This window comes from Selenomonas timonae (assembly GCF_014250475.1).
Classification (GTDB): Bacteria; Bacillota; Negativicutes; order Selenomonadales; family Selenomonadaceae; genus Centipeda; species Centipeda timonae.
Map to the genome: position 1 here is coordinate 2,255,667 of NZ_CP060204.1, position 12,397 is coordinate 2,268,063.

Annotated in this window: 16 protein-coding genes; all 16 read right to left on the reverse strand. The window is 58.3% G+C overall.

Annotation, left to right across the window (positions count from 1 at the left end):
- Nucleotides 1-13: 13 nt before the first annotated feature.
- On the reverse strand, nucleotides 14-751 hold the full coding sequence (locus H1B31_RS10870) for a vWA domain-containing protein (protein WP_009441868.1): 738 nt from the start codon (nucleotides 749-751) through the stop codon (nucleotides 14-16).
- Nucleotides 752-857: 106 nt separating this feature from the next.
- The gene (gene sigH / locus H1B31_RS10875) at nucleotides 858-1,667 is read right to left on the reverse strand and encodes an RNA polymerase sporulation sigma factor SigH (RefSeq protein ID WP_009441869.1); all 810 of its coding nucleotides are present in this window, start codon (nucleotides 1,665-1,667) and stop codon (nucleotides 858-860) included.
- Nucleotides 1,668-1,833: 166 nt separating this feature from the next.
- Entirely contained in the window at nucleotides 1,834-2,382 is a 549-nt protein-coding gene (gene pyrR, locus H1B31_RS10880) for a bifunctional pyr operon transcriptional regulator/uracil phosphoribosyltransferase PyrR (protein ID WP_009441871.1), read from the reverse strand.
- Between the two features lie 12 nt (nucleotides 2,383-2,394).
- Nucleotides 2,395-3,303 (reverse strand): RluA family pseudouridine synthase, encoded by a 909-nt coding sequence (locus tag H1B31_RS10885; RefSeq protein WP_009441872.1) that lies wholly within the window; start codon nucleotides 3,301-3,303, stop codon nucleotides 2,395-2,397.
- Nucleotides 3,300-3,758, reverse strand: coding sequence for a signal peptidase II (gene lspA, locus H1B31_RS10890; RefSeq protein ID WP_009441873.1), 459 nt, complete (start codon nucleotides 3,756-3,758; stop codon nucleotides 3,300-3,302). The genes H1B31_RS10885 and lspA overlap by 4 nt, the downstream gene beginning before the upstream one ends.
- A gap of 5 nt (nucleotides 3,759-3,763) precedes the next feature.
- Nucleotides 3,764-4,318 (reverse strand): DivIVA domain-containing protein, encoded by a 555-nt coding sequence (locus tag H1B31_RS10895; RefSeq protein ID WP_185980333.1) that lies wholly within the window; start codon nucleotides 4,316-4,318, stop codon nucleotides 3,764-3,766.
- 17 nt (nucleotides 4,319-4,335) lie between these two features.
- Nucleotides 4,336-5,130: a YlmH family RNA-binding protein gene (locus tag H1B31_RS10900; protein WP_185980334.1), complete on the reverse strand. Its 795-nt coding sequence runs from the start codon at nucleotides 5,128-5,130 to the stop codon at nucleotides 4,336-4,338.
- Nucleotides 5,130-5,942 (reverse strand): pyrroline-5-carboxylate reductase, encoded by an 813-nt coding sequence (proC, locus tag H1B31_RS10905; protein WP_185981295.1) that lies wholly within the window; start codon nucleotides 5,940-5,942, stop codon nucleotides 5,130-5,132. Before proC ends, H1B31_RS10900 begins: the two co-directional genes overlap by 1 nt.
- Nucleotides 5,943-5,948: 6 nt before the next feature.
- Nucleotides 5,949-6,467 (reverse strand): cell division protein SepF, encoded by a 519-nt coding sequence (locus H1B31_RS10910; RefSeq protein ID WP_009441877.1) that lies wholly within the window; start codon nucleotides 6,465-6,467, stop codon nucleotides 5,949-5,951.
- 7 nt (nucleotides 6,468-6,474) lie between these two features.
- The gene (locus tag H1B31_RS10915; RefSeq protein ID WP_185980335.1) at nucleotides 6,475-7,194 is read right to left on the reverse strand and encodes a YggS family pyridoxal phosphate-dependent enzyme; all 720 of its coding nucleotides are present in this window, start codon (nucleotides 7,192-7,194) and stop codon (nucleotides 6,475-6,477) included.
- Nucleotides 7,191-8,006, reverse strand: a complete 816-nt coding sequence (gene pgeF, locus H1B31_RS10920; RefSeq protein WP_185980336.1) for a peptidoglycan editing factor PgeF — start codon at nucleotides 8,004-8,006, stop codon at nucleotides 7,191-7,193. Before pgeF ends, H1B31_RS10915 begins: the two co-directional genes overlap by 4 nt.
- Entirely contained in the window at nucleotides 8,003-9,754 is a 1,752-nt protein-coding gene (locus H1B31_RS10925; protein WP_185980337.1) for a TIGR03960 family B12-binding radical SAM protein, read from the reverse strand. Before H1B31_RS10925 ends, pgeF begins: the two co-directional genes overlap by 4 nt.
- Nucleotides 9,755-9,775: 21 nt before the next feature.
- A complete protein-coding gene (nrdR, locus tag H1B31_RS10930; protein WP_037347088.1) occupies nucleotides 9,776-10,240 on the reverse strand; it encodes a transcriptional regulator NrdR in 465 nt (154 codons plus the stop codon).
- Nucleotides 10,241-10,269: 29 nt separating this feature from the next.
- Nucleotides 10,270-11,160, reverse strand: a complete 891-nt coding sequence (locus tag H1B31_RS10935) for a helix-turn-helix domain-containing protein (protein ID WP_185980338.1) — start codon at nucleotides 11,158-11,160, stop codon at nucleotides 10,270-10,272.
- Nucleotides 11,161-11,286: 126 nt separating this feature from the next.
- The gene (locus H1B31_RS10940; protein WP_185980339.1) at nucleotides 11,287-11,730 is read right to left on the reverse strand and encodes an RrF2 family transcriptional regulator; all 444 of its coding nucleotides are present in this window, start codon (nucleotides 11,728-11,730) and stop codon (nucleotides 11,287-11,289) included.
- A gap of 120 nt (nucleotides 11,731-11,850) precedes the next feature.
- The gene (locus H1B31_RS10945) at nucleotides 11,851-12,303 is read right to left on the reverse strand and encodes a dCTP deaminase/dUTPase family protein (protein ID WP_185980340.1); all 453 of its coding nucleotides are present in this window, start codon (nucleotides 12,301-12,303) and stop codon (nucleotides 11,851-11,853) included.
- Nucleotides 12,304-12,397: the final 94 nt, after the last annotated feature.

Genomic DNA, 12,397 nt, shown 5'->3' on the forward strand with positions numbered 1-12,397 from the left:
ATCACTCGCACGCTTATTTTGTCGTATCTTCTTCCACATATGACCGCCATTCCCCCGATGTATCGGCGTCACCACGCTCCGCCGTCTCTGCAACAAAGGCAGAAACCGCATCGTAGTTCGCACGGACACCCTTTCTCGTGTTTTTATAGGTCACGGCATTCGATTTCTTCACACCGATGGCATCCGCCTCCTCGACCGCATCAATGTTCGCACCAAGGTAGATGAAATCCCAGCCCGCTTTCTCCTGCTTGTCCGAGATCATCTGCTTGACCTTCGTCTTCGAGAATTCTGCGCTCGCGTTCTCGAGCCCGTCCGTGATAATGACGAAGACGACCTTCGTGCCCCTGCTCTTGACCGACGGTTCGCGCTCCACCTTCAGGATCGTATTGCCCACGGCATCGAGTAGCGCCGTAGTACCCCCCACCTCATACTCCTTGTCCGTCAGCGGGCGCACGAGACGAATATTCTTGTGCGTATAAAGGACATCCGTCGTATCGTTAAAGAGCACAGCAGTCACGTCTACAGGAGTCGAAAGAGCCTTCTGCTTCTCGATCATGGAGTTGAATCCGCCGATCGTATCGGACTCGAGTCCCTGCATAGAGCCGCTCTTATCGAGAACCAGTACGAGCTCGATGCGCTCCGGCTTCTCTGCCCGCCTCACGTCATCCGAACGCACCGCAGCAGACGCCGTTGCTGCACATGTCACGCACAGCAAACAGGCAATGACGGCACATTGAATCTTCTTCCACATAAGATAACCTCCTTTTTCAATCAGAAGAAATAGATCTTGCTCAAATTATATCAGGTTCAAAATATTTTGCGGTTAATTCCTCATAAAAAAAGAGGGGTGCCCCCCTCTATTCCTCCGGCATGCGCACGCCGCGGTTAATCGTCGTGAGCCCCCGGTAGACCGTCCCAATGTCGAGATCGTCGCCGCGCGACTCCATATATTTTTCCAGCTTGCGCTTCACGCGTTGGAGCGCATTGTCGATGGATTTCACCTGACGGTGCAGGTCGACGGCAATCTCCTGATAGGACTTGCCGTCCAGATAGCTCATGAGCACGCGCCATTCGAGGTCGCTCAGGATCTCCTCCATCTTCTGCTCAATGTCGATGAACTCCTCGTGACTGATGACGAGCTCCTCGGGATCGCTGATCCGCGCACCTGAGAGTACATCGAGCAGCGTGCGGTCAGAGTCCTCGTCGTAGATTGGCTTGTTGAGCGAGACGTAGGAGTTCAGCGGAATGTGCTTCTGCCGTGTCGCCGTCTTGATTGCCGTGATGATCTGCCGCGTCACACAGAGCTCGGCAAACGCACGGAACGACGATAATTTATCCTCGCGATAGTCGCGGATTGCCTTGAAGAAGCCGATCATGCCCTCCTGTACGATATCCTCGCGATCCGCACCGATGAGGAAGTAGGAGCGCGCTTTGGAGCGCACGAAATTACGATATTTATTGATGAGATAATCGAGTGCCTCATCGCCCTCACAGGAACGAATATGTGCGAGCAGCTCCTCGTCGGTGCAGCCGTCGTAGACGCTGCTCTCCGCCCCCACCTCGTCCGATTCTTCTTCCTCCGCCTCAAGGTCACATGCCTCCAGCTCATCCGCTGAGGCCTGCTCCTCATCCAACATGGACTTTTGCTTATCGCCGTAAAAAATCATACGATTGCTCCGTCACTCTTGCTCCATCACATTCAGGAGGTTCTCTCTAGTCGCCGCCCTTGTATGAGCCCCTACAAATGTCCCGATTTCATTATACCTCTATTGCAAAACTTCCGTCAAGATACAAAAAAGAGCCGCAACGCTGCGGCTCTCAGCACGGGGATTGTCAAACGCGTTCCCGAATGACGACCTTTTCCACGCCGTCCGTGTCCTGCAAGAGCACGGACACGTCCTCGAGCGCGGCAGTCGGCACATTCTTGCCGACGTAGTCCGCGCGGATGGGCAGTTCCCTGTGCCCGCGATCGATGAGTACGGCAAGCTGTATCATGCGCGGGCGTCCGATGTCGAGAAGCGCGTTCATCGCAGCGCGGATTGTGCGTCCCGTGTAGAGCACATCGTCCACGAGCACGATGGTCTTGCTCGTGATGTCGTGCGGCATCTCCGTCGGATGCACGATGGGTTGGTAGGAGAGCTCGTTGAGATCGTCGCGGTAGAGCGTGATGTCGAGCACGCCGCACGGCAGCTCGCGCTGCTCGATGCGCGCAATCTCTGCGCCAATACGCGCAGCAATGGGGACACCACGCGTGCGGATGCCGACGAGTACGAGGTTCTCCGTGCCTTTGTTCTTCTCGACGATCTCATGTGCAATGCGCATGAGAGCGCGCCGAATGCCGTCATCGTCCATCAGGACAGCCTTTTCCCTAAATTCCGTCATGTGCGTACCTCCTTATCCGTCCGTGCGCAGCGTATGCAAAATCTCCTCCATATCTGCGGGAAGTGGTGCGGTAAACGCCATCTCCTCCCCCGAGCGTGGATGGACAAGGCGAAGTGTGAGCGAGTGAAGCGCCTGTCCCACGATAGCAAAGGGATTCTTCTTCGCCGTATACTTCGCATCACCCACGAGCGGATGCCCGATACTCGTCAGATGAACGCGAATCTGATGGGTGCGCCCCGTCTCGAGTCGGCAGGATATATAGGTATATGCACCGAAGCGCTCGAGCACCTCGAAATGCGTCGTTGCAGGCTTGCCGTTCTCGCGCACGATTGCCATCTTTTTGCGGTCGGTCGGGTGACGTCCAATGTCGCCCGTGATAATTCCCGCGCGCGGCACGATGTTTCCGTATACAATCGCACGGTATTCACGCCGCGCTTCCTTGTCGCGAATCTGACGCGCAAGGAAGTGATGTGCCATATCGTTCTTCGCCGCAACCATCACCCCCGAGGTATCCTTGTCGAGGCGGTGCACAATGCCGGGGCGCAGCGCACCGTTGATGCCCGAGAGATCCTTGCAGTGATAGAGGAGCGCATTGACAAGCGTGCCCCTCACGACGCCCGCAGCGGGATGCACGACCATGCCGCGCACCTTGTTGATGACGATCATGTCCTCGTCCTCATACAGCACGTCGAGCGGAATCTGCTCCGCGCGGATCTCGACCTCCTCGGCGGGCGGCACAGTGCAGGCAATCTCCTCGCCGCCGCGCAGCTTGTAGTTCCCTTTGCGCGCCACACCGTCCACCGTGACCTGGCCTGTCTCGATCAGGCGCTGTGCATAGCTGCGTGAGAGATCGGGCATATGCACAACAAGCGCACGATCCAGACGCTCACCTGCGTGTTTGGCAATGAATACAGTGCTCATGATCGGATTTCCTTTTTCTGCACAAAGAGCGCCCAGAGCACGGCTGCCGTCCCCAGGACGATGGCAATGTCCGCGATGTTGAACACGGGCCAGACGCGGAAGTCGAAGAAGTCCACAACGAGCCCGAGGCGGATGCGATCGATCAGATTGCTCACAGCCCCCGCCGCAAGTGCAACGCTGCCGTAGTGAATGAGACTGCCGCTGCGGCGCAGACGCTCATAGAACACAAGGAAGGCGACGGAGAAGACGATTGCTGTCGCGAGGAAGAGCCACTGCTGGTCGCGGAAGATCCCGAATGCCGCGCCCGGGTTGAGGACGAAGGTGATATGAAAAAACGGCGCCGCGACGGGAATGCTCTCCCCCGGCAGCATCGTCAGTTCCACGTAGTATTTGACCAACTGATCGATCAGCAGGATCAACAAAAAGGAAAATGCGGCTTTTACGCGTCCGCTCATCGCTCTCAAACGTCCTCCTCGCTCTTCCTATCGACCTCTTCCACAAGGCTCTTTGCCTTCTTTTCAGCCATCATATCGGGCATCTCCGCAATCGCATCCTCAATGAGTGCGAGCTCCGCCTGCACATTTCCCTTCATACGTCGCAGGAATTGATGCTTCTCGCGCACGAGGCGCTCGTACTCCGCCACGACGGCGCGCACCTTGTCGGCAGCCTCATCCAGCTGTGCCTTTGCCTGGAGCGTCGCTTCGCGGCGCAGATTCTGCGCCTCCTTTGCCGCGAGCTCGAGCGTATGGTCAGCATTTTGCTTCGCATTCGTCATCGTATCCTCGGCGGTCTTCTGCGCGACCACAAGCGTCTCGCGCACGCTCTGCTCGATGCGCCGAAAGTCCTCGACTTTCTCCCGCTCCCGCGCAAGCTCCGCGCGCAGGTGCTCATTCTCGTCCAGCGCAGAGGCATACGCCTCCATGACCTCGTTTAGGAAATCGTTGACCTCGTTCTCATCGAATCCGCGAAAGCTCTTGCTAAATTCCTTCGCGTGTATATCCATTGGTGTCAGCATCCTGCTCCCGCCTTTCCTCAAAAGAATCGATTCAATACGACGACCGTGCGCCCCTTCTTCGTCTGCCCGCGCACCTCGGTCACCTCGAGGCGCCCGCGTCCGCGCATAGAGAGCACATCGCCCTCCTTGATCGTCTTCGAGGCGCTGCCCGCACTCTGCCAGTTGAGTTTCACCTTGTCCGCCGCGATGTCGTCCGCTGCGCGGCTGCGCGAGATGCCAAATCCCGCAGCGACAATGGAATCAAGGCGCAGAGAGGCGACCGTCGCACGGATCTCCTTCGTCCGCTCCTCGCGCGGCGCGATTTCTTCCAAATTTGAAAGTGCAGCCTTGGCACCAACCGCGCCGATCATCGTCAGATTGTTCACGATGAAGTCTGCGATCTTTGTGTCGCAGATAATCTTCGCCGTGTCCGGCGCGGGCAGGATATCACCGATCAGCTCGCGCTCGATGCCAAGCCCCATAAGAGCGCCGAGTACATCGCGGTGCGTGAGCCGTGCGAACTGCCCGTTCCACACTGACTCCACACAGGAGATCGCAAAGCCGTCCGGCGTCCCACGAAAATCCCGATGGCGCAGCATTGCACGCTGGCGTTCCGCACCTGCATAGCCGCCGTCAAGGTCAAGCTGAATCCCGTCATAGCTCGCGCATATCGTCTCCGCAATCTCCTGCCCGTACGGGTCGAGAAAGGGACTGATGCGGAATTTCTCCGTCTTCATAACCGCCTCGGCGAGATCGAGCAGACGGATCGCTATCTCCTCGCCCTCTGTCCCCCGATAAAAGCGGAGAATCCGCTCCTTCTGTTCCGCTGCCATTATTTTCTCCCCAACTCTTTGGATCGCTCCGCTGCCGCAAGCACTGCCTCAATCAGCGCCGAGCGCACGCCTGCGCGCTCCATGACGCGCAGCCCCGCAGCCGTCGTGCCCGCAGGACTCGTGACCGCCGCACGCAGATCGGCGGGTGAACTCCTTGCCGACAGCACCATCTCAGCCGCACCAAGCAGTGTCTGCGCTGTGAGCATTGCCGCCGTCTCACGCCTGAGGCCTGCCGCCACACCGCCCTCAATCAGCGCCTCCATCATGAGGAACGCATATGCCGGCCCGCTGCCCGAGAGTCCCGTCACTGCATCGAGATCGCCCTCATGCACTGCAACTGTCCGTCCCGCAGCGCCGAGTATCATCTCTGCCGCCGCCAACTCTGCCGCCCCTGCATGCGTTCCGCACGCATAGGCGGACATGCCCGCCCCCACAGCGAGCGGCGTATTCGGCATCGCACGCACAACGGGATGCGCGGGATATGCCGCCTCGATCTCTGCAATCGTCAGACCCGCAACAATGGAGAGGACAAGAGCCCCCTCCTTCAACAGATGCGCCGTTTCCTGCATCGCAGCAGCTGCCGCTGCTGGCTTTACAGCGAGAATGAACACGTCAATACGGGGCAGAAAGGATTCTGCCCCTACCTGTGCGTGTATGCCATAGCGCTGCGTAAGCACGTCACAGCGCACAGCCTTGTGTTCCGATACGCTGATATGGGATGCGGGAACACTGCCGCGCGTCGTCAAGCCTGCAATCAGAGCCTCTGCCATCGCGCCGCCGCCGATGATGCCAATCTGAATATCGTCACGCATCATCTGCTACCTGTTTGGAAACGACATATCGTCGCCGAGACGATGCTCCTCCTCGGAGTAGCTGACATTGACATTATGCGGTGCGCAGAGGATAACATTGTTGCTGATCTTCTTGATGTCGCCGTTGAGCGCATACGTCGTGCCGCTGATGAAGTCGATAATGCGGTTTGCCACACTCTTCTCCGTCTTTTCAAAATTGAGCACAACGGGCTTCTTCTTTTGCAGATTGACCGCGACCTGCTGTGCATCATCGAAGGTCTGCGGCTCAATGACAACGACATTCATGCGGTATGCCGCGACCACATTGTCGATCGGGGTGCCGCCACCCGTGCTCGAAGGCGCAGAAAAGTCCGGAAATGCAGAGAGGTTTGCCCCCGTCTCCACACGTCGGTTCGTACGTGCGCCGATTTCGGTCACAGGCGCGGACTTCTTCTCCTTCTCCGCTTCCTGCTGCTCGTTTTCCTCCGCCTCATCCTCCGGCGTAATGCCGATGAATTTCGTGGATATTTTCTTAAAGATACTCACTGATCCCTCACACTCCTAGTGCATATTGACGTGCACCAAATATCGCCGTGCCAACACGCACGAGATTTGCTCCCTCTTCCACTGCGATTTCGTAATCGTGGGTCATACCCATCGACAGGTAGCGAATATCCGCCGTGCGCGGCTCACACTCCTTCACCTGCCGAAACAGCTCGTACATCGCGCGAAAGAGTGGGCGACACTCCTCCACATCGTCATAATTCGGCGCAATGCACATAAATCCCTGCAAGCGAATGGCGCGCAGCACCTCAATTTCCGCAAGTACATCATCTAGTTCCTCACGGTATACACCGGATTTGCTCTCTTCACGCGCCAAATTGACCTGCACGAGGATGTTCTGCACCTTGCCGAATTTCTCTGCCGCCTTGTCGATCTCCTGCGCAAGGCGGACGGAATCCACCGAATGAATCAGATCGAACTGCCGTACAGCATGTTTCACCTTATTCCGCTGCAAATGTCCGATGAGATGCCATTTGACCTCACGCTCCAAGGTCTGTGCCTTGTCCAGCGCCTCCTGCACGCGATTCTCACCGATGTTCATGATACCGGCGTCGATCGCGGCCTGCATTGCCTCTACGGGATGATTCTTCGTCACGGCAATCAGCTCCACGGGCGCATCTTTCGGGACGGACGTACGCCGTGCGCGTGCGGTTTCGATCGCCGCATGCACCTCCTGAATCCGTGTGCCTATCATCATATCGTCATTCATCTCAGTTCCATCACCGCCGCCAGTCGCCCCGTCCTGCCGCCTGCGGCACGATAGGAATAGAAGAATGCGCGGTCACATGAGGTGCACGTGTCCGCACTATCGATATTGCCCGCAGCAACGCCCGCCTCTACAAGCTGCAGACGATTCGCCGACCAGAGATCGAGATGGATTGCGCCATCCCTCTCCTCTATAATCTCATCCGCATAGGATGGGAATGCCGTGCGAAAGCGCTCCGCAACCTCCGCGCCGACCGTATAGCATCCCGCTCCAATGGAAGGACCAATTCCCGCAATCACATCAGAGGGCTCCGTGCCGAACTCCTCGCCCATGCGTGCGACGGTCTGTGCCGCAATCCGCTGCACGGTGCCCTTCCAGCCCGCATGGACAACGCCTACTGCATTGTGGACGGGGTCGTAGAGGAGAACGGGCACGCAGTCCGCATAGCAGAGCATGAGCGCAACGCCGCTGTCGTTCGTGATGACGGCATCTGCATCCGCAAGCGCGTCCGCATAGTCCCGCGCGCCGCGCCCCGCATCCCGCCGAAAGGCGCGCACAATCTCCGTGCCGTGCACCTGACGGATCGTACAAATGCGCTCGGCGTCTAGACCGAGTGCCGCAAAGTACCGCCGTCGGTTCTCCCAAACGTGCGCGGGATCATCGCCGACGTGCAGCGCCATGTTGAGCGCGTCAAACGGCGCTACGCTCACGCCGCCCTGCCGCGCTGAGAAGCCATGTACGAGCCTGTCCTCGGGAAAAATATCGAGCCGCCCACTCCAAATATTGTCCCGTATATGCCGCAGTACAAAACTCATGCGTTCGTCCTTTCTTTGTTCGCTCTGCAGACGCCGCAACGCGTGCAGCCGTCAAAGCAGCCAAGCGTCGCCTTGAGCGACTCTGCCCGCTCGTATTCCTGCCGCAGATAGTGCTTCGTAAACCCCATATCGAGATGCTCCCACGGGAGTATCTCATCCTCCGCCCATTCGCGCGTGAGATAGTCGTCGGGAGAGAGACCCGCGTCCCGCATCTCGGGCACGAGATCCTTTGCCCCGCGGCCCGCTGCGGCGCGCATAAGTGGCAGGGAGAGACGGCGGTCGCCGCGCGCGAGAATCGCCTGTACGAGTGCCTCCTTCGGCGACTCGAAATTGACGACAATCTTCTTCGTGCGGCGCAGCGCCTGTGTGAGAGTCTTCATCACGGCGTCGAGGCGCTTCTTGGATGCCATCGGCATCCACTGGAACGGCGTGAAGGGCTTCGGCACAAACGGATTCACGCTGAGCGTGAGTGTCCCGCGGCTTCCCCTCTCGTCCATATAGCGGCGCAGCCGCTCGGCAAGGTCGATGATCGCCGCGATGTCCGCATCCTCCTCGAACGGCAGCCCCACCATGATGTAGAGCTTGAAGTTCGGAATATGCGCCGCCGCACCGAGATCAATCGCCGTAAAGAGATGATGTTCCTCAATGCCCTTGTTGATGACAGCGCGCATCCGCGCGCTCCCCGCCTCGGGCGCAAGCGTCAGCGTCTGCAGACCGCTTGCGGCAAGTGCCTCGACGAGCTCCTTCGTCACCGAATCCGCACGGAAGGAAGCGACGGACATGGAGAGCCCCTCGCCGAGGATGGATCGGCAGAGTTCGTCAATCTCGGGATAGTCCGAGATCGCCGCCCCCATCAGCCCGATCTTCTTCCCGTAGGGCAGCGCCGCACGCACCTCTTCCTCGATGACGGCGAGGGAGCGGTTGCGCGGGCGGCGGAAACAGTAGCCCGCCATGCAGAAGCGGCAGTGCCGTCCGCAGCCGCGCGCCGTCTCAATGAGATAGAGGTTGAACTCCGTATCCTCTGTCACCACAACCGTATGCGCAGGATGCGCGTCGAGATCCTCGACCCACTGCCGCGCAATTGTCTGCGGAATCTCCCCCTCGGACGAGAGCGCGGCAATCCGTCCCGCCGCATCGTAATCCACGCGGTAGAGCGCGGGCACATAGACCCCGGGGACGCGTGCAAGGCGACGCAGGAGTGCGGCGCGATCCGTGCCCTGACGAACACCCTCGTGATAGGCATCCATCAGGGCAGGCATAACTGCCTCCCCCTCTCCGATCACAAAGGCGTCCACAATCTCCGCCAGTGGCTCGGGGTTGAACGTCGCACACGGCCCGCCCGCAATGATGAGTGGATCACGCGCCGTACGCTCGGAGGCGCGCAGACGCACATGGCTGAGCGCAAGCATTTTAACAACGTGAAAATAGTCCATTTCAAACGAAATGGCAAAGCCGATGACAGCGAAGTCCGCAAGAGGCGTCTGCGTCTCCACGCTCATCATCGGCGTCTGCGTGCGCTCATAGCGCGGGAGTTCCGTGCGGTCGGGCAGGAATACGCGCTCACACGCCGTATCTCCGCGCCGATTGAGGAGATCATAGATAATGTGAATCCCGAGGTTCGACATCCCGACGAAGTAGGTGTTCGGATAGACGAGCGCAAAGCGCGTGCGTCCTCCCGCAGGATAGCGATAGCTGCCGCGCTCCCGTGCAAAGCGCTCCTGCAAACTGCTCTTCAGCCGATGATCCAAGTTCTACCTCTTTCGTTCTAATTACTCCTTCCCGCGTCGCGCGCGCAGTGTTTCGAGCTCCTCGATAAAATTCGTGATGTCGTCGAACTTCCGATAGACGGAGGCAAATCGGATGTAGGCGACCTCGTCAAAATCCTTCAGCCGCTCCATCACGATCTCCCCGATCTTCTCCGAGGGCACCTCCGGCTCCGTGCGGTTTCGAATGTCGCGCTCGATCTCCGCGACGAAGTTCGTGATCTGCTCCATCGATATATCGCGTTTGTCACAGGAACGGATGATTCCCGTGAGGAGCTTATCGCGGTTGAACGGCTCGCGCCGATTGTCGCGCTTCACCACCATGAGCGGCAGCTTCTCCACCACCTCATAGGTAGTAAAGCGCCGTCCACACTCGCCGCACTCGCGGCGGCGGCGAATTGTCGCCCCGTCGTCAGCGGCTCTCGAGTCGATTACCCGACTGTCCGGCTTCTTGCAAAAAGGACATTTCATCGTGCTCATCCTTCCTCATGCGCCGTAGTTCACTGCGTCTTCACCGCATCCTTTGTGCTCTTGGCATCCTTCTTGTCCGAGGTGCTGCTCTTTTCTGCACGTGCAGGTGCGGGCAGCAGCGTATCCTTCAGATCCTTCGTCGTCTTCGTGAAGCGGCGTTCCACGACTTCGCCGTTCTCACCAAATTTTCCGAGCTTCTTGCCGTTGAACGTCACGTCGAGCGCGCTCGCATTGCCCGCGCGGACAACAACGCTCTCCCTGCCCTGCCAGCTCTCGGTCTTGCCGCTCTCGATGATCCCCTCAAAGACTTCCTTGCCGTCGACGCTGACCTCTGTCCAGCAGCGCTCCGAAAGGGTTACGCTCACGCGCACCCCATCCGCATTCGCCGCTGTACGCGCCACATCGGACGCATCCGCCTCTGCTGCTGCAGATGCTGTAGCCGGCTGCTCCGTCTTCACCGACGGCGCTTGAGGCGTCTCCTGCGCAGACGAGTTGATCGCAGAGATCACAGCCGCACCGCCGCCCACGAGAGCGACAAGTACAATGATACCCACGGCAAGTTTGCCGAAGATCCCCGCATAGGAGGAACTCGAGCTGCCGATCGAAATCTGCGAGAGGGATTCATCGCCCACATTGCTCAGCGAAATGCGCCGCGGCGGTGCCTCCGTCAGCGGCGGCGCGGGTGCACTCGTGCTCCCGTTCTCCTCTGCAAACTGCTGCACGAGAGGTTCCGCATCCAGATTTAGGAATTTTGCATAATTCCGCACAAAGCCCTTTGCATAGACCAGCCCCGGCAACTCGGCGATGTTGCCCCGTTCGATGTGCTCGATATAAAGCCCGCGAATACTCGTCCCCTTCTCGATATCGGCAATCGTCAGCCCTTGCTTCTCGCGCTCGCGCCGCAAGATGTCCCCTACCATGAGACTCCCTCCCAAACGTGTGTCACTTTCGGAATATATCGTTCTAATTATACATGAAGTTTTGAGCAAAGACAAATATTTTCCATTCTGCTGTAAAGCCTTCAAAAGTGCAGAGAGCAGAATATCTCACTGATTGCATCCCACGCGGTTTTGATTGCGCTCCATGAGATCTGCAAGTGAAATATTGTTCAGCACAGCGTTGATGCTGTCGCGAACCTCCTTCCAGATCTGGCGCGTCACACACTGTCCCACGCGCACGCAGCTCTGATCACCCGCCTCCGCATCCGTCAGCAGACAGTCCACGAGAGCAATCGGCCCCTCCACCGCCGTAATGATGCGCCCAATGGTGATCTCCTCGGGCGGAAGCGCGAGTGTGTAACCGCCCTGCGCCCCGCGCACGCTCTCCACAAGACCCGCACGGCGCAGCGGCACCATCAGCTGCTCGAGATAGGTCTCCGAGATCAGCTGCGTCTGCGCAATCGTTTTGAGCGGAACAACCCCCTCCCCGTAGTGGAGGGCAAGTTCATAGAGCGCAGTCACACTGTAGCGCCCCTTCGTCGAAAGTTTCATAAGAGATTTCCATCCCGATCATATTTATTGTAATGCAACGTCATTATAAATGAGTTTCGTTTTCCTGTCAAAAATTGTGTCGTGAATGAAAGTTATTTAACAAATTCGCGGGACATTATGTCAGGAACCCGTCGATCCGAATCCCCCTGCGCGCACAGCTCCGCTGCCCGCCGTATCGCCATCCACCGTGAGATAATGCGTGAAGATCCCCTGCGCGATGCGCTCCCCCGCCGCAATGCGGACAGGTTCTTTCCCGTAGTTGTAGAGAGGGATGTAGATATGTCCCTCGTTCTCCGCATTCCCGTAGTAGTCCGCATCAATCACACCAACGCTGTTCATCAGCATGAGATGCTTCTTGAGCGCCGCACTCGAGCGAATGTAGATGAGCAGCACCTCGTCGGGCTGCATATACGCCTTGACGCCCGTCGGGATAAGAGCCCCATCCCCCGGCGGGATCACGACCTCCTCCGCCGCAGCGAAGTCATAGCCCGTACTCGCCCCCGTCTTGCGCTCCGGCAGATGGATGCCTACCGCCCGATACATCGAGATGATTTCAAAACCGCGTGTCTTCATATCTTCTCCTCAAATAAAGGAATCACTGATAAACACTGCCGCCATCCGGCAGACTTCATTTTATCAGTGATTCCTAAAAATGCCGCACCAAACA